Here is a 21,260-nt window from a genome sequence, read left to right as displayed (position 1 = left end):
CAGGGGCTGTCCCCTGCGCCGCGGCCGATATGGTTAAACCGAGCTTAACGGTGCGGTTCCGGCCAGTGCGGACTGCCTGAAACACTTAAACAATCAGTTTCCGCTACTGATCAGAGCAGAGATCGCTGCCGCCGGGGAATTTCACGCGATGCCATCGCCTGCACCATCGAGGTTCACGCTCCGGACTGCGCTGTGCCGGTTTCGCGGCAATCGCCGCGGATCCGCGGCTGTCGAGTTCGCACTGGTCGCGCCGATGTTCTTCGCCCTGTTGTTCGCGATCATCGAGACGGCGCTGATGTTCTTCGCGAGCCAGGTGCTCGAGACCGTCGCGCAGAATTCGGCGCGCGTGCTCCTGACCGGACAGGCGCAGTCCGGCTCGGTGGCGAGCTGCGCGGTGAATTCGGTGAGTACGCCGTGCACGCAGGCGACATTCAAGGCTTACGTCTGTAGCCAGATCCCGGCGCTGTTCGACTGCAACACTCTCATCGTCGACGTCCAGAATTCTTCAAACTTTGCGTCGACGGCTGCCTCCGGCAGCTATGACGCGTCCTGCAATCTCGACACCTCCAACATGGGGTACAATCCCGGGAGCTCCGCCGCAACCGTCTTGGTGACGCTCTACTATCCGTGGCCACTGTTCGTGACCGGTCTCGGCTACAACATTGCCTGCCCCAGCAACAGCAAGCGTCTTCTGGTTGCGACAGTCGCATTCCAGAACGAGCCCTACTAAACCCATCAGATCAGAGCAGAGCGATGCAGTCGATTGTGAAGATCTTGCGAGACAGCCGGACATCTGCAAGCGCGTTCGTTGCGGACACGAGCGCGCTCGCTGCGACGGAATTCGCAATGATGGTGCCGCTGATGCTGATCATGTTCTTCGGCACCGTCGAGCTCTCGTCCGCGGTGGCGATCGATCGTAAGGTGACGTTGATTGCGCGGACCCTGTCCGATTTGACGTCGCAGTCCGCGGGGACGGTGACCGACACCAACCTCCTGAACTCGTTCATTGCAGGCACCAAGATCGTCCGTCCTTACGATCCCAATCCCCTGACCGGCACCATCGTGCAGATCTATATCGACGCCAACAGCAAGGCGACGATTCAATGGAGCAAGTCCGCCGTCGTCACGAGCGGTTCGGTGTCGCTGATAGATACGCCTTCGTCTTCGTCTCTGGCGGCCAACACCACGGTCACGTCGATGATACCGTCGACGCTCTTGCTTCCGTCGACCTATCTCATCTTCAGCCAGGTGAGCTACATCTACACAGCTCCCATCAAATACGTCCTGAAGTCGGGCGTCACGCTGAGCGATGTCTCCTATACGCGGCCGCGACAAGTCACTTGCGTCTACTATGGCGGCGTTCCGACATCGTGCTGAGCTCAATGGCGAGCGGGCTCGTCGATACCGCATAAAAAAGGCCGTGCTTCACGCACGGCCTTTTTCGTTGTTCGGTGCGCTCGCGCTGGAGATCAGCCTGCGTCGCGGAGGTTGTCGGCAGCCGACTTGCCGGAGCGGCGATCGGCGACGATCTCGTAGGAGATCTTCTGGCCTTCGCGCAGCGAGCCGAGGCCTGCACGCTCGACGGCGCTGATGTGAACGAACACGTCCTGTCCACCTTCATCCGGCTGAATGAAGCCGAAGCCCTTGGTCGCGTTAAACCACTTTACGGTTCCCATGCTCATGGGGGTAGTCCCTTCTCAGATATACAGTGTCGAAGCCCACTTTCGCAGGCAGGTTAGATCGAGTTTCTGGAAGGGTCGTCAGCGTGTCTGAACCGGCTGTACCGGTGGATGCTAATGTCGTCCGGCCGAAAATCGATTGGCTGATTTTATTGGAAATAAGGCGGCAAAACAATCCTGACGCGCACGATTTTTTGATCCGCCGTGATGTCCACGGCGGATCAGCATGCAGGTCGGCATTTTACTTCCGCGCTCGCGCGTGGATGGCCCCGCTTAGCGGCGGCGGAACTGGCCGCCGCGCTGTCCGGGACGAGGAGGTCCGCCCACTCCGCTGGGACGTTCGTCCTTGTGGCGGAAAATCAGCCGGCCCTTTTCGAGGTCGTAGGGCGACATTTCCACCGTCACGCGGTCTCCCGCCAGCGTCTTGATGCGGTTCTTCTTCATCTTGCCGGCGGTGTAGGCGACGATCTCGTGCCCGGCGTCGAGCTGCACGCGGTAGCGCGCGTCGGGGAGGATTTCGGTGACCAGTCCTTCGAACTGGATCAGCTCTTCCTTAGCCATGAATTTCTCCAGGTCGTGGACGGCTAGTGCGAATGGGGTTTGCGGTTCGGGTGGCCGTTCGGCCGACTCTCACGGCGCAAAAAGGCCACGCCTTGTATCCCATCAGGCGCCCCCGCGCTATGCGCTGAACGCTGTTCCGGGCGGTCGGTTTGCGAAGAATGCACCTTTCCACCGGAGCGAGGATTGCGAGATCCCTTCGAGGCCTTCGGGCCATTACCTGGCCTCCCCTCGACACGCCGTCCGTCAGCATGCCGCGCCTCGCCATGCCGGCCCTCACCGGACCGTCCGTCGCTCTGCTTGCCGGCGCTGTGGTGGCGTCCGTCAGCATGCCTTTCATCGTTACGCCGTCCGTCACCGTGCCGTGCGCCGTGCGGACGCTGGCCCGGGCGTCCGCCCGGGCGGCCCTGCCGTTGCTGCTGCGGGGGAGCGCCCGCATCGCGGCGGCCGGCATCGGTGCGCAGATCCTCGCGCGGCAGCGCGACCTTGATCAGCCGCTCGATGTCGCGGAGATAGCTGAGCTCCTCGCCCCCTGCGACCAGCGAGATCGCGGTGCCGTCGGCGCCGGCGCGCGCGGTGCGGCCGATGCGGTGCACATAGGTCTCTGGCACGTTGGGCAGATCGAAATTGATGACGTGGCTGATGCCGTCGACGTCGATGCCGCGAGCGGCGATGTCGGTGGCGACCAGGGTGCGGATGTCACCGGAGCGGAACTGGGCGAGCGTGCGCTCACGATGGTTCTGCGACTTGTTGCCGTGAATGGCGCTGGCGGCGATGCCGGCCCTCTCCAGCGTCTTCACGACCTTGTCGGCGCCGTGCTTGGTGCGCGTAAACACCAGCGCGCGGTTGATCGGCTCGTCCTTCAGGAGCTTGGTCAGGAAGGCGGGCTTGGCCGAAAAATCGACCTGGATGATGCGCTGGTTGATGCGCTCGGCGGTCGAGGAGACCGGAGTCACCGCGACGCGGGCGGGGTCACGCAGCATGGCGTCGGCAAGCTCGGCGATGTCCCTCGGCATGGTGGCCGAGAAGAACAACGTCTGCCGCTTGATCGGCAGCTTGGCGACGATTTTGCGGATGTCGTTGATGAAGCCCATGTCGAGCATACGGTCGGCCTCGTCGAGCACGAGGAATTCGACGCTGCCAAGCTTCAGCCCGTTGCTCTGCACGAGGTCGAGCAGGCGGCCGGGGGTGGCAACCAGCACGTCAACGCCCTGCATCAGGGCGCGGACCTGGCGGCCCATCGGCACGCCGCCGATGGCGAGCGTCGAGGACAGGCGGATATGGCGCCCATAGGCGTTGAAGCTGTCGAGGATCTGCCCCGAAAGCTCGCGAGTCGGCGACAGCACCAGCACACGGCAGGTCTTGGGCTGCGGCTTGATGCGGTGCTCGAGCAGGCGATGCAGGATCGGCAGCGCGAAGGACGCGGTCTTGCCGGTGCCGGTCTGGGCGATGCCGACGACGTCGCGGCCGGTCAGCGCCGTGGGAATCGTCTGGGCCTGGATGGGGGTGGGCGTGACGTAATTCTCTTCGGCGAGCGCACGCGAGATGGGTTCGGCGAGGCCGAAATCCTGAAAGGAAGTCAAAAGAGGGGCTCTTTTCATGTCAAAGGCGGGCGCCCGGCGCAATCGGCTGGGCACGCGCAAAGGGGTGTCGAGAAGACACCTGCGTGTTTGGGGTGTCGATGGCTTGGGAGATATGGGGCAAGCCAGAGGCCCGTAGAGGGCTTAAGAACACGCGGCTCGCAACGACCGCTCGATTCGCAAGCGATCTCACCGTCATATGGAACATTGACGCGGCGCTTTCAAGGCAGGCGTTCACTTGGCGTCGATTGCGGTGCAAAAATAATTATGCCGGAATTTTAGCCAGCGATTATTTTTTGCCCAAAAAATGAACTGTCTGCCGTATATGCAACCATTTTATTCGCCCAAATTTTGAGCGATTGGACCGCGACGAAAGTTTGATTGTGACGGAATTGTCTAGACTGACCAATCACTTGGCAGGTGCCCAACCCATGGCATGGTTCTTGCGATTCCGTTAATCGCAGGCGGCCGTGGGGCCGTTTCGCAGCGTTTTTCACGTCTGCGTCAGGGAGATGATACATCCATGCCTACCAAATCCATTCACGATATAGCGGCGTCATTTAGCCGCCGCGGCGTTCTCGCCGCGACCACCGGACTGATGCTCGGTCTGGCGTCCATTTCCGGTGCCAAGGCCGCGGACGACACCATCAAGGTCGGCGTCCTGCACTCCCTCTCCGGCACCATGGCCATCAGCGAAACCACGCTGAAGGACACCATCCTTTTCCTGATCGACGAACAGAACAAGAAGGGCGGCGTGCTCGGCAAGAAGCTCGAGGCCGTCGTCGTCGACCCCGCCTCGAACTGGCCGCTGTTTGCCGAAAAGGCGCGCGAGCTGATCACCAAGGACAAGGTCGCGGTCGTGTTCGGCTGCTGGACCTCGGTGTCGCGCAAGTCGGTGCTGCCGGTGTTCAAGGAGCTCAACAACATCCTGTTCTACCCCGTGCAGTACGAGGGCGAAGAGTCCGAGCGTAACGTGTTCTACACCGGTGCGGCGCCGAACCAGCAGGCGATCCCGGCCGTCGACTATCTGATGAAGGACGAGAAGGTGAAGCGCTGGGTGCTCGCGGGCACCGACTACGTCTATCCGCGCACCACCAACAAGATCCTGGAAGCCTACCTGAAGTCCAAGGGTGTCGCCCAGGAAGACATCATGATCAACTACACGCCGTTCGGTCACTCCGACTGGCAGACGATCGTGGCCGACATCAAGAAGTTCGGCTCGGCCGGCAAGAAGACCGCGGTGGTCTCGACCATCAACGGCGACGCCAACGTCCCCTTCTACAAGGAGCTCGGCAACCAGGGCATCAAGGCGAAGGACATCCCGGTGGTCGCGTTCTCGGTGGGTGAGGAGGAGCTCGCCGGCATCGACACCAAGCCGCTGGTCGGCCATCTCGCCGCCTGGAACTACTTCGAGTCGATCAAGACCCCGGCGAACGAGAAGTTCATCAAGGACTGGCAGGCCTACACCAAGAACCCGAAGCGTACGACCAACGATCCCATGGAAGCGCACGTGATCGGCTTCAACATGTGGATCAAGGCCGTCGAGAAGGTGAAGTCGACCGATCCGGACAAGGTGATCGACGCGCTTCCCGGCATCGAGGCGCCAAACCTGACCGGTGGCGTGTCGAAGATGCTGCCGAACCACCACATCACCAAGCCGGTGTTCATCGGCGAGATCAAGGGCAACGGCCAGTTCGACGTGGTCTGGAAGACCCCGGGTCTTGTCGCGGGCGACGCCTGGTCGAAGGAGCTCGACGGCTCCAAGGACCTGATTGGCGACTGGGTCGGCAAGAAGTGCGGCAACTTCAACACCAAGACCAACAAGTGCCTCGGCTCCGGCTCCTGATCCGGATCTGACATCGACTGCACAATGGGAGAAGACGGCTATTCCGCCGTCTTCTCCCCACTTCTGCCGGGGTGATCTACAGTGCCAACCAATCTATCCGCTCGTCTTTGTACCTTTGTCCTCTCGCTGTTCCTGATCGCGTTCGCGCCGCCGGCCTTTGCCGGTCCGTTCGAGGATGCGGTCGCCAAATTTGCCAACGACGACTATTCCGACACGGACGAAGCGATCGGCGTGGTCGCCAGCAGCGGCAACAAGCTCGCTTTCCCCATCATCAGCGCGCTCCAGGACGGCCGCCTGATGGCTGATCCGGACAGCAAAAAAGTTTACGTCACCGGCACCGACGGCAAGTCCATCGACGCCGCGACCGGCGAGCCCGTGGCCAGCGTGCCGGACAGTGCGAGCGCCGTCCGCCTCAACAACCGCCTGCGCCGCAGCGTCGACGCTGCGCTCGGCAGCCTGACGCTGCAGTCGCCTGATCTCACTGCGCGACTCCAGGCTGCGCAATCCGTCTTCAAGTCGCATGAGGAGACGGCGCTCGAGCCTGTCGAAAGCGCGCTCGCCAAGGAAACCAACCGATCGGCCAAAACCGCGCTCGGTGAAGCACGTGCGGCCATCCTGCTATTCAAGTCCGACGCAACCGAAGTGCAGAAGCTCGAGGCCGTCGCCACCATCAAGGCGCGCGGCGATCAGGAAGCGCTGGCGCTGTTGTCCGATATCGGCACCGACCAGCCGGCCTCCGTCACGAAGGCGGCGGCGAGCGGCATCAGCTCGATCCAGAGTTCGCTAGCAGTCTGGTCCACGGTGCAGAATGCCTGGTACGGCCTGTCGCTCGGCTCGGTGCTGCTGCTCGCCGCGATCGGGCTCGCCATCACCTTCGGCGTGATGGGCGTGATCAACATGGCTCATGGCGAGATGGTGATGATCGGCGCCTACACCACCTTCGTGGTGCAGGAGGTGATCCGCACCCGCTATCCCGCTCTGTTCGACTATTCGCTGCTGATCGCCGTGCCGCTCGCCTTCCTCGTCGCCGGCGCCATCGGCGTGCTGATCGAGCGCAGCATCATCCGATTCCTCTACGGCCGGCCGCTGGAGACGCTGCTTGCGACCTGGGGCCTGTCGCTGGTGCTGCAGCAGGCGGTGCGCACCATGTTCGGCCCGACCAACCGCGAGGTCGGCAACCCCTCCTGGATGAGCGGCGCGTTCGAGCTCGGCCAGATCACCATCACCTACAACCGGCTCTGGATCCTCGTCTTCACGCTTGCAGTGTTCATGATCCTGCTCGCAATGCTGCGCTACACCGCGCTTGGGCTCGAGATGCGCGCGGTGACGCAGAACCGTCGCATGGCGGCCTCGATGGGCATTGCCACCTCTCGCGTCGACGCACTGACCTTCGGCCTCGGCTCCGGCATTGCCGGCATCGCCGGCGTGGCACTGTCGCAGATCGACAATGTCAGCCCCAATCTTGGCCAGAGTTATATTATCGACAGTTTTATGGTCGTGGTGTTCGGCGGCGTCGGCAATCTCTGGGGCACGCTGGTCGGCGCCTTCACGCTCGGCATCGCCAACAAGTTCCTGGAGCCGGTCGCCGGCGCCGTGCTCGGCAAGATCGCGATTCTGGTTCTGATCATCCTGTTCATTCAGAAGCGGCCGCGCGGCCTGTTCGCGCTCAAGGGCCGTGCGGTGGAAGCATGACCCCTCACATGCTGACGCGATCGCTGGACCGCGGCGCGGTGATCTTCCTCGCGATCGTCGCCGCCTGCGGCATCCTCATCCCGCTCTCCAATCTGCTGCTGCCGGCGGGCTCGTTCCTGCAGGTGCCGACCTATCTGGTCGCGCTCTGGGGCAAATATGTCTGTTACGCCATTCTCGCGCTGTCGATCGACCTGATCTGGGGCTATTGCGGCATCCTCTCGCTCGGCCACGGCGCCTTCTTCGCGCTCGGCGGCTACGCCATGGGCATGTATTTGATGCGGCAGATCGGCACCCGCGGCGTCTACGGCAATCCGCTCCTGCCGGACTTCATGGTGTTCCTGAACTACTCGAAACTGCCGTGGTACTGGCACGGCTTCGACATGTTCTGGTTCGCAGGCCTGATGGTGTTGTTCGTGCCGGGCCTGCTCGCCTTCTGCTTCGGCTGGCTTGCGTTCCGCTCCCGCGTCACTGGCGTATATCTCTCGATCATCACGCAGGCGATGACCTACGCCCTGCTGCTCGCCTTCTTCCGCAACGATTTCGGCTTCGGCGGCAACAACGGCCTGACCGACTTCAAGGACATTCTGGGCTTCAACGTCCAGGCCGAGGGCACGCGCGCGGCGCTGTTCGCGCTGAGTTGTCTGGCGCTGATCCTCAGCTTCCTGATTTGCCGCTCCGTGGTGTCGTCCAAGCTTGGCAAGGTGCTGATCGCGATCCGCGATGCGGAATCGCGCAGCCGCTTCCTTGGCTACCGCGTCGAATCCTACAAGCTGTTCGTGTTCACGCTGTCGGCCTGCATGGCGGGCGTGGCCGGCGCGCTCTATGTGCCGCAGGTCGGCATCATTAACCCGAGCGAATTCGCGCCGGGCAATTCGATCGAGGCGGTGATCTGGGTCGCGGTCGGCGGCCGCGGCACGTTGATCGGCGCGGCGCTCGGCGCCGTCGTCGTCAATTACGCCAAGACGTTCTTCACCTCCGGCGCGCTCGCACCTTACTGGCTGTTCATGCTGGGCGCGATGTTCATCCTGGTGACGCTGCTGCTGCCCAAAGGCATCGTCGGTACCTTCAATGCCTGGCGGGAATCGTCGAAAGAGAGGCTTCCTGCGCAGGCCCACGCGAGCGCGGCGGCCGAAGACGGCGTCACCGAACCTGATATGGCGGAGTAGCGGTCATGAACGTCATGGATACCCGCGCGACCTCCGCGATGCTCTATCTCGACGGCGTGCACGTCTCGTTCGACGGCTTCCACGCCATCAACAATCTGTCGCTGACGCTCGCGCCCGGCGAAATGCGCGCCATCATCGGTCCGAACGGCGCCGGCAAGACCACGATGATGGACATCATCACCGGCAAGACCAGGCCGGACGAAGGCACGGTGCTGTTCGACGGCGTCACCGACTTGACGCGGCTGGATGAGACCCGCATCGCCGAGCTCGGCATCGGCCGCAAATTCCAGAAGCCGACGGTGTTCGAAAGCCAGACCGTGCAGGACAACCTTCTGCTCGCGCTCAATGTCGATCACAGCGTCAAGGGCACGCTGTTCTGGCGCGGCAGCAGGGCGGAGTCGGAGCGCATCGACAAGGTGCTGGAGACGATTCGCCTCACCGACGCCCGCAACCGCCTCGCCGGCAGCCTCAGCCACGGCCAGAAGCAATGGCTCGAGATCGGCATGCTGTTGGCGCAAGACCCGAAGCTGCTGCTCGTCGACGAGCCCGTTGCGGGCATGACCGACGTCGAGACGCATCTCACGGCCGAGTTGCTGAAAGCGATCAACAAGACCCACACCGTGATGGTGGTCGAGCACGACATGACCTTCGTGCGCGAGCTCGGGGTCAAGGTCACCTGCCTGCACGAAGGCACGGTGCTCGCGGAGGGAACCATCGACCAGGTCTCGTCCAACGAGCGGGTCATCGAAGTCTATCTGGGACGCTGAGCCATGCTTGAGGTCAAGGACATCAACCTGTTCTACGGCGCGGCGCAGGCGCTGCGCGGCGTGTCGATCGCGGCCGAGCCGGGCAAGGTGACGTGCGTGCTCGGGCGTAACGGCGTCGGCAAGACCTCGCTGTTGCGCGCCATGGTCGGGCAATATCCGATCTCCTCGGGCGCGATCGTGTTCGACGGCAGCGACATCACGGGCCTGAAGCCCTATGAGCGGGCACGCAAGGGCATCGGCTTCGTGCCGCAGGGCCGCGAGATCTTTCCGCTTCTGACGGTCGAGGAGAACCTCAAGACCGGCTTCGGCCCGCTCAGGCGCGAGGACAAGCATATTCCGGACGACGTGTTCTCGCTGTTCCCGGTGCTGCAATCCATGCTCGGCCGGCGCGGCGGCGATCTCTCCGGCGGCCAGCAACAGCAGCTCGCGATCGGGCGTGCGCTGGTGATGCGGCCGAAATTGCTGCTGCTCGACGAACCCACCGAGGGCATCCAGCCCTCGATCATCAAGGACATCGGCCGGGCCATCTCTTACTTGCGCAACCTCGGCAACATCGCCATCGTGCTGGTCGAACAATATCTCGACTTTGCCTGCGAGCTCGGCGACAGTTTCGCGGTGATGGATCGCGGCGCGGTGAAGTTCACGTGCGACCGCTCCAATCTCGATGCCAGCGAGATCAGCCGCCAGATGGCGCTGTAAGCCGGAAAATTGTAGGCTAGAAAAATCCTGCCGCGGCCGGCTGGGGGAGACGGATGCGCAGCGACGCCTTGCCAACATCTTTGGCGACATCTTCGGTGTTCGAAGCCAATCGTGCCCGCGGCGCGGTGCGCTTCGACGTGCACGCCCGCGACGGTGTGACGCGGCGTGGTGCTTTGCATGAATCCGGCTCGCTCCGCGTGCGCTTTCCCTCGCCGGAGGACGATGGCCTGTCAGGCGTGTTCGTCAACACGGCCGGCGGTGTCGCTGGCGGCGATCGCTTCGACATCGAGATCTCGGCCGCCGACGCTGCGCGTTTGACGCTGACAACGGCGGCTGCCGAAAAGGTTTATCGCGCGCCGGGCGCGGCTGCGCAGCTCAACATTTCCCTGAGGGTCGCCGCTGGCGCGCATCTCGGCTGGTTGCCCCAGGAGACGATCCTGTTCGATCGCGCCCGGGTTCATCGCCGCTTCGACATCGAACTCGATGATGCAGCCTCGCTCCTGCTTTGTGAAATTGTCGTATTCGGCCGCACCGCCATGGGCGAGCGCATGGAGCAGGGCGAGTTCGTCGACCGCTGGCGGTTGCGCCGTGGCGGCAGGCTGGTCTTTGCCGAGACTATCAGGCTCGACGGCAACATCGGCGCCAAGCTCGCGCGATCGGCGGTCGCCAAGGCGGGTGTTGCGATCGGCACGGCCCTGATCGTGCCCGGCGACGAGGCACTGGTCGAACGCATCCGCGAGGCATCGGAATCTTTCGCCGGCGAGGTCGGAATCTCCGCCTGGAATGGCTTTGCAATGGCGCGGTTCTGTGCCCAAGATGCTGCGCGTTTGCGCGCCGACATGATGGTCGTGCTGGCGCGCACCGGTGCGGCCTTGCCGCGGCTCTGGCTGAATTGATGGCTGGCCGAATTGAGGTGTTGAACGGAAGAGATGTCGTATGAACCTGTCTCCCCGCGAAAAGGACAAGCTTCTGATCTCGATGGCGGCGATCGTGGCGCGCCGCAGGCTCGACCGCGGCGTCAAGCTCAATCATCCCGAGGCGATCGCGATCATCTCCGACTTCATCCTCGAGGGTGCGCGCGACGGCCGCACCGTCGCCGAACTGATGCAATCCGGCGCGCAGGTGCTGACCCGCGACCAGGTGATGCCAGGCATTCCCGAGATGATTCACGACATCCAGGTGGAGGCGACATTCCCTGATGGCACCAAGCTCGTCACCGTGCACGAACCGATCCGATAGGAGCGCATCATGATCCCCGGCGAACTCTTCATCCAGGACGGCGAGATCGAGCTCAATGCCGGCCGCAAGACCGTGACGCTGACGGTGGCCAACACCGGTGACCGCCCGATCCAGGTCGGCTCGCACTACCACTTCTTCGAGACCAATCCCGCGCTGAAATTCGACCGCAAAAAATCCCGCGGCATGCGCCTCGACATCGCCGCCGGCACCGCCGTCCGCTTCGAACCCGGCCAGACCCGCGACGTCCAGCTCGTCGCGCTCGCCGGCAAGAAGACCATCTACGGTTTTCGTGGCGACGTGATGGGGAAGCTGTGACGCATGTTGCCGCCCGTCCGGTTCATTTCCGAAGCTGCCGAGGTGGCCGTTCGCCGGCATAAGAGCATGATGCGTAAGGGGCGAGACAACGAGCCCTACGCAAATCATCTTGCCGAAGTCGCGAACTTCCTTGCTATCGCAACGAACGGTGGGGATGCCGAGCTCGTTGCAGCCGGCTGGCTGCACGATACGCTCGAGGATACTGAGACGACTACCGAAGAGCTCTCAGTAAGATTCTCTGATCGTGTGGCTGCCCTCGTCACCGAATGCACAGATGACATGAGCTTGCCAAAGGTCGAGCGGCGGAGGAGACAGGTCGTCGATGCGCCGAAGAAGTCGGCCGATGCCAAGCTAATCAAAATTGCCGACAAGATCAGCAATATCGGGGCTCGTATTCGTTCCAACCCGACCGCTGAGCAGCGTGCCGATCTGATCGAGTACACCGATTGGGCGGTACAGGTCGTCGCGGGCTGCCGCGGCGGTAATGCCTATCTCGACGAAATGTTCGACGACGTGGTGGAACGAGCGAGAGCCTCGCTATGAACACCCTCAAGAAATTCAAACGCAAACGGGGCTTGTGATGTCCGTCAAGATGAAGCGTTCCGTCTATGCCGACATGTTCGGTCCGACCACCGGCGACAAGGTGCGGCTGGCCGACACTGATCTCATCATCGAGGTGGAGAAGGATTTCACGACCTACGGCGAAGAGGTGAAGTTCGGCGGCGGCAAGGTGATCCGTGACGGCATGGGGCAGTCGCAGGTCACCAACAAGCAGGGCGCAGCCGACACCGTCATCACCAATGCGCTGATCGTCGATCACTGGGGCATCGTCAAGGCCGACGTCGCCATCAAGGACGGCATGATTGCCGGCATCGGCAAGGCCGGCAATCCCGACATCCAGCCGGGCGTCACCATCATCATCGGCCCCGGCACCGACGTGATCGCGGGTGAAGGAAAAATCCTCACCGCCGGCGGCTTCGACAGCCACATCCATTTCATCTGCCCGCAGCAGATCGAGCACGCGCTGATGTCCGGCGTCACCTCGATGCTGGGCGGCGGCACGGGCCCCTCGCACGGTACCTTCGCCACGACCTGTACGCCAGGCCCCTGGCACATGGGACGAATGATTCAGTCGTTCGATGCCTTCCCGGTTAATCTCGGCATTTCCGGCAAGGGCAACGCCTCGCGCCCTGCCGCGCTGGTCGAGATGATCAAGGCCGGCGCCTGCGCGCTGAAGCTGCATGAGGACTGGGGCACCACGCCGGCCGCAATCGACAATTGCCTGTCGGTGGCCGACGATTACGACATTCAGGTCATGCTGCATTCCGACACGCTGAACGAATCCGGCTTCGTCGAGGATACGATCAAGGCGTTCAAGGGCCGCACCATCCACGCCTTCCACACCGAAGGCGCGGGCGGCGGTCACGCGCCTGACATCATCAAGGTCGCCGGCTTGAAGAACGTGCTGCCGTCCTCGACCAATCCGACGCGGCCGTTCACCCGCAACACCATCGACGAGCATCTGGACATGCTGATGGTGTGCCATCACCTCGATCCCTCGATCGCGGAAGATCTGGCGTTCGCTGAAAGCCGCATCCGCAAGGAAACCATCGCCGCCGAGGACATCCTGCACGATCTCGGCGCGCTCTCGATGATGTCGTCGGATTCCCAGGCCATGGGCCGCCTCGGCGAGGTCATCATCCGGACCTGGCAGACCGCCGACAAGATGAAGAAGCAGCGCGGGTCGCTGCCGCAGGACAAGGGCAAGGACAATGACAATTTCCGCGTGAAGCGTTACATCGCCAAGTACACGATCAACCCGGCGATCGCGCACGGCGTATCAAAGCTGATCGGTTCGGTGGAAAAGGGCAAGCTCGCCGATCTCGTGCTGTGGTCGCCGGCCTTCTTCGGCGTCAAGCCGGACTGCATTGTCAAGGGGGGTATGATCGTCGCCGCACCCATGGGCGATCCCAACGCTTCGATCCCGACGCCGCAGCCGGTGCATTACCAGCCAATGTTCGGCGCCTTCGGAAAGGCGCGCACGGCGTCGTCGGTGGTCTTCACCTCGAAGGCAGCCATCACCGGAGGTCTCGCGCGAAGGCTCGGCATCGAAAAGAAGCTCTATGCGGTCCAGAATACCCGCAGCAAGATCTCGAAGAAGAGCATGATCCACAATGACGCCACGCCCAATATCGAGGTCGATCCGGAAACCTACGAGGTGCGCGCCGATGGCGAGCTTCTGACCTGTCCGCCCGCCGAGGTGCTGCCGATGGCGCAGCGCTATTTCATGTACTGAAATAGCGTCTCAACGCATGTCCCAGGAATACGTCTTGGGTGCATGTCCCGATTGCATGTCCGGGGGCGGCTTTTCCGGTTTTGCGTTCGATCCGCGCTGGTCTAAGGTCCCGCCCGGTATCTAACCCTTAGAAGAAAAGCCGGGAGGATTTCTTGTGATCTACGTCGTTGCCACCCTGACCATCAAGCCCGAAACGCGCGCCGAATTCATTGCAGCCGCCACCGCCTGCATCAAGGAGACGCGGAAAGAACCCGGCAATATCGCCTACGACCTGCATGAGAGCGTCACCGATCCGACCAAGATGGTGTTCGTCGAGCAGTGGGAGAATGCCGAAGCACTGGTGCCGCATCGCGGCCAGGAACACATGAAGACGTTCGGCCGCGTCGCCGTGAAGTGCTTTACGGCACCGCCGAAGATCGAAGTCATCACGCCCGAAAGGGTCGAGACGAGGTAACAGCGCATGATCCGGGCGACGCAGGTTAAGGGACAGCACCGCTTCACGGAAACGCCGGCGGATACGGTCGTGCTCGATTTCGACGATCGGCACCGCCGCCGTATGGCGATGACGGGGACGCGGGGCCTGAATTTCCTACTCGACCTGGAGAACGCCGTCGCACTGCGCGGCGGCGATGCGCTGGTGCTGGAGGACGGCCGGCTGGTCGAGGTGGTCGCGGCACCCGAGCCGCTGCTCGAGATCCGCGGCCGCGACCCGCACCATCTCATCCGCGTTGCCTGGCATCTCGGCAACCGCCATCTGCCGACGCAGCTCATGGCCAAAGCCTTGCGCATTCGCCGCGACCACGTCATCGAAGCCATGGTGAAGGGGCTTGGCGCGCGGGTGGTCGAGATCGAGGCGCCGTTCGATCCCGAAGGCGGGGCTTATGCCGATGCCGGTCATGCGCATGGGCATGACGACCACGGACATCAGGATCATCTTGATCACGGCCATGACCATCACGGCCACGACCACCATCATGATCATGTCGCCCATGACCATGACCATGGGCATGATCATCACCATCACCACGACGAACATTGCGATCATCCCGACCATCACCACGGCCACAAGCATGCTCATGACCACAAATGAGCCGGTCAATGCCGGTGATCTCGCCGAGCGCGAGGCGGCGGCGCTGTACCGGCTGATGACGTGGTTGTCGCCGGCCTTTCCCGTCGGCGGTTTCTCCTATTCCAGCGGCATCGAGTGGGCGGTCGAAGCGGGGGACGTCGCCGACATCGTGACGTTGGCCGATTGGCTGGATGCCATGCTCGGCGACGGCTCCGGCTTTTGCGATGCGACGTTTCTGGTCCATGCTTACCGTGCCACTGAAGCCGGTGAAGACGCCGCCTTGAACAATATCGCCGAGCTCGCTGCCGCCTTCGTGCCGTCGCGCGAACGGCAGCTCGAGACGACCTCGCAAGGCCGTGCCTTCATCGACATCTCCCGCGCGGCGTGGGATGCCGAGGGCCTCGATGCCATGGTCGCGGCATGCCGCACGCCACTGGTCTATCCCGTCGCCGTCGGCATCGTCGCCGCGCTGCATGGCGTGCCGCTGGCGCCGACGCTGCACGCCTTCCTGCATGCGCTGGTCTCGAATTGGATTTCGGCGGCAAGCCGACTCATTCCGCTCGGCCAGACCGACAGCCAACGCGTGCTGGTGAAGCTGGAAGCCGCGGTTGCCGCGACCGCCAATCGTGCGCTGAAGGCTACACTGGATGACCTCGGCAGCGCGACCTTCCGCGCCGATCTCGCCAGCCTGCGGCACGAGACGCAATATACGCGGCTGTTTCGCTCGTGAGCGGTACGGCCTTCAACCGATCAAGAGAGAGCAACTCCATGGCAACTTCTCACGGCCCCTTGCGTGTCGGCGTTGGCGGCCCCGTTGGATCGGGCAAGACCGCGCTGATGGATCTGCTCTGCAAGACCATGCGCGAGCGCTACGACATCGCAGCGATCACCAACGACATCTACACCAAGTGGGATGCTGAATTCCTCGTGCGATCGGGCTCGCTGACGCCTGACCGCATTGCCGGCGTCGAGACTGGCGGCTGCCCGCACACCGCGATCCGCGAGGACGCCTCGATGAATCTCGCGGCAGTTGCGGACATGCGCGCCAAATTCCCCGGGCTAGATCTCGTGCTGATCGAATCCGGCGGCGACAATCTGGCGGCGACCTTCTCGCCGGAGCTGGCCGACCTCACCATCTATGTCATCGACGTTGCCGCCGGCGACAAGATTCCGTCCAAGGGCGGCCCTGGCATCACCCGTTCCGACCTTCTGGTCATCAACAAGATCGACCTCGCGCCCCATGTCGGTGCCTCCCTCGAGAAGATGGACACGGATGCCAGGCGCATGCGCGGCGAGCGCCCGTTCGTCATGACCAATCTGAAGAAGAGCGAGGGGCTCGACCGCATCGTCGACTTCATCGAGACCAAAGGTGGGTTGAAACGGTCGGGCTGACGGGCCGCGGCGACATGGCACAGGCATTTTCCGCCGTTAACCTGTGAGGCAAAGCCTCGTCAGCGGAACAAATTTTGGACACGGCGATTGTCCACCTCCGGCGCCCGGAGCAGAGCCTTTGTTGGCCGGACGATCGGCCGGGCGGATTAAGCTTTTTGGGCGACCGAAGTTGCGTACAGATGCCTCCTCCGTCATTATCTCCGCCACTGGGGTCCACCCTGTTTCGGCACATGGCCGTTCGAGCGGCGTTGATATGCTCCGTGTTTATTGCCGACCTCCTGCCTTCGCCTGAGTAATCGCGTGGTCCGGCTGGGTTTCATCATCGGCTTCATTGCTCTGCTCGGAGCTTTGCTCTCCGGGCTTGCGGCCTATCGCGTCCACGACCAGGAGCTGGCGCTGGACCGGATTGCGCTGGCCCGCGCGATTGACGTTCATGCAAGCCTTGTCCAGGACAGGTCGACCGAGCGCGAGCTGCTAGCGCGTGTCGCCTCAGGCCTGTTCCGCGCGCCGTCGGTGCTGAAGCCCAACATGCTCGAGCCGCTGCGCTCGGCGATCTACGCCTTCAAGACCGACTTCGTGGTGGCCGGCTGGGTCGCCCGGCTGCAGCCGAGTGAGCTCGCCGCGGCACAGACCGCGATCGCGGCCGCCGGCTTCCCAAAGCCGCAGATCCGCGACTACAGCGACAAGCCGATCAATCCGGCGAGCCTGACCCAGCCGATCGACGTGCTGATGGACCTCGAGCCGCGCAGCGACGAGACCAAGACGCTGCCGGGCCGCAGTTACGATAACGATCCGGTTCGCAATGCGATGCTGACGCGTGCCAGGGTCGAGAAGCGGTCCGTCGCTTCCGATCCGGTGCCGCTCTTGAGCGGGAGCGGGCCGATCGGCGTCATCGTGGCCGCTCCCGTCATTCCCGAGGGCGCGACCGAACCGGCCGGCTTCATCACGTTTTCCTACGAGCTGGCTTCGCTGATGCTGACCAACGACGATCTGTCGTTGTTCTCGGTCGCGCTCAGGGATCCGCGCAAGGAAGGCAGCGAGCTCGTTGCCAACGATCAGGGCGTCGTGTCCACCCGCATGACGACGCCGGACGGGCCGGCGCCGTCGGCGACGCGCACCGTGAGCTTCGGCGGCCGCGACTGGCATCTCGGCTATTACGCCAAAACCAATTCGGCGCGGCGCGCCGAGCAGACCTCGATCATCGTGGCGGCGATCGGCTTCGCCATCACCGCGATGGTGTGCGGCCTGTTCGGTTACGTCGCCTACAACAACTTACGGCTCAGCCGTGAAATCCAGGTGCGGATCGGCTTCGAGCGACGGCTGACGGCGGTGATTGACGAGCTCAACCACCGGGTCAAGAATATCCTCGCGGTGATCCAGTCGATCGTGACGCGCACGCTGCGCCACGGTTCGGACATCGACGTCGCGCGCGAGCTGCTGATCGGCCGCATCCACGCCATGTCCAACGTGGTCTCGCTGCTCAGCGAGAGCCAGTGGCAGGGCGTCAAGCTGAAGGGCCTGTTCGAAGCGCGCGCCATTCCGCATGCGGATCGCATCGCCGTCACCGGCCCGGACATCGCAGTCAGCGCGCGCGCCGCGCAGAGCCTGTCGCTGCTGTTCTTCGAGCTTGCCTCGCATTCGGACGAAGGCCTGTCGCTGGTCGGCAAGCATCCGCACATCACGGCAAACTGGACGGTGACGGGCGAAGCGGGGGCAGAGGTTTTCCAGTTCCGCTGGGAGGAGTTCAACACCAGCGAGGCGACGCGCCGCCCGGATTCGGATTTCGGCCTGATCCTGCTCGACCGTGTCGCTCCCGAAGCGCTCGGTGGCACCGCCAAGCGCTACTTCACCGACGTCTCCTATGTCTACGAGCTCACGGCGCCGATGGAGACGGTCGTGGACATGACCGAGCGCGATCGCACCGAAAAGCTGTCGCAGCCGGTGAAGCCGGTGCGCTAGCTCTTCGGCCGCAACACCAGGTCGACCAGGTTGCGTGCATAGGCCGGCGTGATCGGGGCGATGCCGAAGACGTAGCGGTAAAACAGGCTGCCATAGATGGCGTCGTAGAGATCCTCTGCCGGAGCTTCGGCCAAAATGCTGCCGTCACGCTGGCCGGTCGCGATCATCTCCACCAGCGCGTCGCGGCGGAACTGGAGGTAGCGGGCATAGAACAGCTCCGCCGAGCCGGTCTTGGAAATGCATTCGGAGATGACCGCAAGCTGCACCTTGCCGAACTCGCCTTGCAAGGCCTCCGCATAGGCCGCGGCATGCCGGCGTGCGCGCGCCGCGGGCGTGCCCGCACTCACCGGCGGTAGCGGCAGCATTTGCGCGGCGTGATGGAGAAAGGCGTCGATCAGCAACGCTTCCCGCGACGGCCACCATTTGTAGATCGTCATCTTGGAGACGTTGGAGTGGCGCGCGACGGCATCGATCGTGGTCGTGGCAAGGCCGGTCGTCGCCATCAGCGCATAGGCGCTTTCGAGGATGGCGTTCGTGGTCTCGATCGAGCGCGGCCGGCCGCGCCGGGGGACGCCCTCGGCCGCATCGCTCGTGCCCTTCGCCATGACCAAGCCGGTCTCCTTGCGCAGAGGCCGCTATTCCTGCGGCCGTTCCGTCCCGCATAGCGCAGGTGCGGCGCCCGGCCTAGCGGAATCCGCGACCGTTACGGCTAGGCTCGCTGCCGTACAGCCGCCGGCTCGTCCTGACGCTTCGACCAGGAGATATAATAGGCCACCGCCGTCATCGCCGCGAAACCGACAAGGCTCACCCCGATCTGCATCACGACCAGATTGGCACCGGTGATCAGGATGAGATGGCCGGCGAAGGACAGGAATACGCCGACGCAGAACACGGCGAGCCATTCCTCGCCGCATTTGATCATCATCTGAAGCGGCTTCCATTGCAGCCCCGGATGGTCGGGCGGGATGAGGTGGGTTGCGATGAAAGCGAGCGCGAGGAAATGGATCACGCGATAGGGCGCGAGATTTTCCTTGTCGGTCGGCGAGATGCCGTTGAGCACGACATCCGGCAAATAGACGGACAGTGTCGGCGAATGGCGCATCAGGGTGATGGCCATCGCCGACACGAGATAGGCGCCCGCCAGCACGCGGAGCCAGGGCAGGTTGCGCAAGGCGCGGCCTGACGCGCCGGTGACGGCGAACCAGCCACCCAGCACCATCAGCATCTGCCAGCAGAACGGATTGAACGCCCATTCCTGGTCAGGATAGGTCCGGAAATTCCAGTCGAACCAGCGCGCTGCGAAATAGAACGCGACAGAGAGCGCCAGCGTCACGTTCGGCCGCCGCAACAGCCCCCACAAGGCAAACGGAAAGAAGGCCATCAGCGGGATCATCAATTGCAGCAGGTCGAGGTTCAGCGGCTCCTCCTGGAGCACGAGACCGCGGACCAGAATGCGCAGCGGATGCTCGAGTATCCCGGAGATATTGTAGTCGCTGATGATCTCCGGCGCCATCGATTGCGAGGCGACATAGGCGATGGTGTCGATGTAGATCACGAACAGCACGACATAGGCGGCATAGAGCCGCCAGACGCGGCGAAAGATGCGCGTCGCGGCGACGACATAGCCGCGCTCCAGTGCCATCCTGCCGTGGATGATGGCGACGCCATAGCCCACCACGAACACGAACAGGTCGGCGGCGCCGCTGAAGCCGAAGTTGCGCAGCGTCAGCAGGTTGACGACATTGTTCGGGATGTGATCGACGAAGACCGACCAGGTCGCAACGCCGAGTGTCAGATAGAGCCGGGCATCGTGATGAAATGCGGAGAGGTTCGCCTTAACGGACGGCTTCATTTCTGAATATTTCAATTGGAATCAGGGCGATGCTTTTAGCGGCAACCGCCTGCCTATCCGAGTAGCGTTTGCGTGAGGGAGGGCCGATCTAACGAGACTGATGAAAAATTGCGCAGAGGCCGGCCCTTGAATTCCTGCGAGCTTGCTCGTCCGGCCGGTAGCGCAACTTTCTTAATGCGGTCTCGCGCTCATTCGGCCGGCTCGGCTGAGGCCTCATCCGCAGCCCCGGCGCGGCTTGCCATGATTCCGAGCGCAACACCGCCGATGGCCAGGATCGGCAACAGTCGCTTGACCCCGATGGCGCGGACGATCTGCAGGCCCATGGCGATCAGCATGGGATCGGCGAGCATGCTCGGGGCCGCCTTCGCGGCGCGCTCGGCGGCAATGCGGGCGCGCGTCCGCAGCTCCCGCTTGTAGCCCCAATAGGTTCCTGCCGCGGCAAGCGTCAGCAAGAAAAAGATGCCGGCACCCGCAAGGCAGGCCTGCACGGGACCATATTTCTCCAGCACCGAGATGAAGGCTGCCGCGCAGAGGAAGCATGTGGTGATGAACAGCGCGAGTGCCGCACCGGCCGCCAGCGAGGTCAGCCGCATTGTCGTGCCCGTCGATGCGCTGATGCCGTCGATGATGCGCTGAAACACGGTCTTGCTCCTCAGGTCCCCACAAGCCCATTCACCACGTGTCGTTTGTCGCGGCGGACGCCGCCCTCAGTTCGCGCAGCTCAGCGGCGCCAGGCGAAGCCGATCAGGAAGCCGATACCGAGCGCGACACCGACGGTCGCGAGCGGCCGCTGCGTGATCGCGTCTTCCAGCGTTTCCTCGATCGAGCCGTAGGCATCCTGCGCCGCGTCCATCATCGCGCTGCCACGCTCGGAGAAGTCGTCGAGCGTCGAATCCATATTGTCGCGCGCCTGCTTGTAACCGCGCCGGGCCTGCTTGCCCGTGGCGTTGGCGAACGTGTTGAGGGCGTCGGTGATCTGGTCGGTGAGGGCGGCGATATCGCTTTTCACGGCTGCTACATCCTTCTCGATGCGGTCTCTGGTGGCTTTGTCTGCCCAGTCTTTCATCCCGGCTTCGCCATTGGTCATTGACATCACGAACTCCTGAATCGTCGGCGGCTGAGGCTGCCCGGAAAACGCTTCGTCGCGGGGG

The 21,260-nt window shown here is 63.2% G+C and carries 24 protein-coding genes; 17 read left to right on the top strand and 7 right to left on the bottom strand.

The window, feature by feature from the left end; translation table 11 throughout:
* Positions 1–148 precede the first annotated feature (148 nt).
* The gene (locus ACP2YP_RS35960) at positions 149–730 is read left to right on the top strand and encodes a TadE/TadG family type IV pilus assembly protein (RefSeq protein ID WP_426421040.1); all 582 of its coding nucleotides are present in this window, start codon (positions 149–151) and stop codon (positions 728–730) included.
* 23 nt (positions 731–753) lie between these two features.
* Complete coding sequence (locus ACP2YP_RS35955) at positions 754–1,377, top strand: TadE/TadG family type IV pilus assembly protein (protein ID WP_426421039.1); 624 nt, start codon at positions 754–756, stop codon at positions 1,375–1,377.
* Between the two features lie 92 nt (positions 1,378–1,469).
* Here the strand turns inward: ACP2YP_RS35955 and ACP2YP_RS35950 are convergent, their stop codons facing one another.
* The 3 genes from ACP2YP_RS35950 to ACP2YP_RS35940 form a co-directional block, all read right to left on the bottom strand.
* Positions 1,470–1,682: a cold-shock protein gene (locus ACP2YP_RS35950; protein ID WP_148755276.1), complete on the bottom strand. Its 213-nt coding sequence runs from the start codon at positions 1,680–1,682 to the stop codon at positions 1,470–1,472.
* 270 nt (positions 1,683–1,952) lie between these two features.
* Positions 1,953–2,240 (bottom strand): translation initiation factor IF-1, encoded by a 288-nt coding sequence (gene infA / locus ACP2YP_RS35945; RefSeq protein ID WP_008131890.1) that lies wholly within the window; start codon positions 2,238–2,240, stop codon positions 1,953–1,955.
* 23 nt (positions 2,241–2,263) lie between these two features.
* Positions 2,264–3,838: a DEAD/DEAH box helicase gene (locus ACP2YP_RS35940; RefSeq protein ID WP_426421038.1), complete on the bottom strand. Its 1,575-nt coding sequence runs from the start codon at positions 3,836–3,838 to the stop codon at positions 2,264–2,266.
* A 502-nt stretch (positions 3,839–4,340) separates the two neighbouring features.
* Between ACP2YP_RS35940 and urtA the strand changes: the two genes are divergently transcribed.
* From urtA to ACP2YP_RS35865, 15 genes are all read left to right on the top strand, one after another.
* Complete coding sequence (gene urtA / locus ACP2YP_RS35935; protein ID WP_426421037.1) at positions 4,341–5,663, top strand: urea ABC transporter substrate-binding protein; 1,323 nt, start codon at positions 4,341–4,343, stop codon at positions 5,661–5,663.
* An 81-nt stretch (positions 5,664–5,744) separates the two neighbouring features.
* Positions 5,745–7,355, top strand: coding sequence for an urea ABC transporter permease subunit UrtB (gene urtB / locus ACP2YP_RS35930; protein WP_426421036.1), 1,611 nt, complete (start codon positions 5,745–5,747; stop codon positions 7,353–7,355).
* Positions 7,352–8,521: an urea ABC transporter permease subunit UrtC gene (gene urtC / locus ACP2YP_RS35925; RefSeq protein WP_426421035.1), complete on the top strand. Its 1,170-nt coding sequence runs from the start codon at positions 7,352–7,354 to the stop codon at positions 8,519–8,521. Before urtB ends, urtC begins: the two co-directional genes overlap by 4 nt.
* 5 nt (positions 8,522–8,526) lie before the next feature.
* Positions 8,527–9,288 carry an urea ABC transporter ATP-binding protein UrtD gene (urtD, locus tag ACP2YP_RS35920; protein ID WP_426421034.1) on the top strand — a complete coding sequence of 254 codons (762 nt, stop codon included), beginning with the start codon at positions 8,527–8,529 and terminating at the stop codon, positions 9,286–9,288.
* A 3-nt stretch (positions 9,289–9,291) separates the two neighbouring features.
* Complete coding sequence (gene urtE / locus ACP2YP_RS35915) at positions 9,292–9,987, top strand: urea ABC transporter ATP-binding subunit UrtE (protein WP_426421033.1); 696 nt, start codon at positions 9,292–9,294, stop codon at positions 9,985–9,987.
* 53 nt (positions 9,988–10,040) lie between these two features.
* Complete coding sequence (locus tag ACP2YP_RS35910) at positions 10,041–10,883, top strand: urease accessory protein UreD (protein ID WP_426421032.1); 843 nt, start codon at positions 10,041–10,043, stop codon at positions 10,881–10,883.
* Between the two features lie 40 nt (positions 10,884–10,923).
* Positions 10,924–11,226, top strand: coding sequence for an urease subunit gamma (locus ACP2YP_RS35905; RefSeq protein ID WP_007605424.1), 303 nt, complete (start codon positions 10,924–10,926; stop codon positions 11,224–11,226).
* Positions 11,227–11,235: 9 nt separating this feature from the next.
* Positions 11,236–11,541: an urease subunit beta gene (locus ACP2YP_RS35900; RefSeq protein ID WP_092227079.1), complete on the top strand. Its 306-nt coding sequence runs from the start codon at positions 11,236–11,238 to the stop codon at positions 11,539–11,541.
* Positions 11,542–11,544: 3 nt separating this feature from the next.
* Positions 11,545–12,084 (top strand): HD domain-containing protein, encoded by a 540-nt coding sequence (locus ACP2YP_RS35895; protein ID WP_426421031.1) that lies wholly within the window; start codon positions 11,545–11,547, stop codon positions 12,082–12,084.
* Between the two features lie 37 nt (positions 12,085–12,121).
* A complete protein-coding gene (ureC, locus tag ACP2YP_RS35890; RefSeq protein ID WP_426421030.1) occupies positions 12,122–13,837 on the top strand; it encodes an urease subunit alpha in 1,716 nt (571 codons plus the stop codon).
* Positions 13,838–13,991: 154 nt separating this feature from the next.
* Positions 13,992–14,291 carry a putative quinol monooxygenase gene (locus ACP2YP_RS35885; protein WP_426421029.1) on the top strand — a complete coding sequence of 100 codons (300 nt, stop codon included), beginning with the start codon at positions 13,992–13,994 and terminating at the stop codon, positions 14,289–14,291.
* Between the two features lie 6 nt (positions 14,292–14,297).
* Positions 14,298–14,927 carry an urease accessory protein UreE gene (locus ACP2YP_RS35880; protein WP_426421028.1) on the top strand — a complete coding sequence of 210 codons (630 nt, stop codon included), beginning with the start codon at positions 14,298–14,300 and terminating at the stop codon, positions 14,925–14,927.
* The gene (locus ACP2YP_RS35875) at positions 14,908–15,636 is read left to right on the top strand and encodes an urease accessory protein UreF (RefSeq protein WP_426426391.1); all 729 of its coding nucleotides are present in this window, start codon (positions 14,908–14,910) and stop codon (positions 15,634–15,636) included. Before ACP2YP_RS35880 ends, ACP2YP_RS35875 begins: the two co-directional genes overlap by 20 nt.
* Before the next feature lie 38 nt (positions 15,637–15,674).
* On the top strand, positions 15,675–16,298 hold the full coding sequence (ureG, locus tag ACP2YP_RS35870) for an urease accessory protein UreG (protein WP_426421027.1): 624 nt from the start codon (positions 15,675–15,677) through the stop codon (positions 16,296–16,298).
* 300 nt (positions 16,299–16,598) lie between these two features.
* Complete coding sequence (locus ACP2YP_RS35865; protein WP_426421026.1) at positions 16,599–18,257, top strand: CHASE domain-containing protein; 1,659 nt, start codon at positions 16,599–16,601, stop codon at positions 18,255–18,257.
* On the opposite strand, the gene ACP2YP_RS35860 is transcribed toward ACP2YP_RS35865, so the two are convergent.
* From ACP2YP_RS35860 to ACP2YP_RS35845, 4 genes are all read right to left on the bottom strand, one after another.
* Positions 18,254–18,862, bottom strand: a complete 609-nt coding sequence (locus ACP2YP_RS35860; protein WP_426421025.1) for a TetR/AcrR family transcriptional regulator — start codon at positions 18,860–18,862, stop codon at positions 18,254–18,256. The genes ACP2YP_RS35865 and ACP2YP_RS35860 overlap by 4 nt on opposite strands.
* A gap of 104 nt (positions 18,863–18,966) precedes the next feature.
* Positions 18,967–20,109 (bottom strand): OpgC domain-containing protein, encoded by a 1,143-nt coding sequence (locus ACP2YP_RS35855; RefSeq protein WP_426421024.1) that lies wholly within the window; start codon positions 20,107–20,109, stop codon positions 18,967–18,969.
* Between the two features lie 188 nt (positions 20,110–20,297).
* A complete protein-coding gene (locus ACP2YP_RS35850) occupies positions 20,298–20,750 on the bottom strand; it encodes a hypothetical protein (protein ID WP_426421023.1) in 453 nt (150 codons plus the stop codon).
* An 80-nt stretch (positions 20,751–20,830) separates the two neighbouring features.
* Positions 20,831–21,202, bottom strand: a complete 372-nt coding sequence (locus ACP2YP_RS35845; protein ID WP_426426390.1) for a DUF883 family protein — start codon at positions 21,200–21,202, stop codon at positions 20,831–20,833.
* Positions 21,203–21,260: the final 58 nt, after the last annotated feature.

Source organism: Bradyrhizobium genosp. A (genome assembly GCF_049949275.1).
Taxonomy (GTDB): domain Bacteria; phylum Pseudomonadota; class Alphaproteobacteria; order Rhizobiales; family Xanthobacteraceae; genus Bradyrhizobium.
Note: the sequence above shows the minus strand (reverse complement) of the source record. Positions and strands in the feature narration are given on the sequence as shown.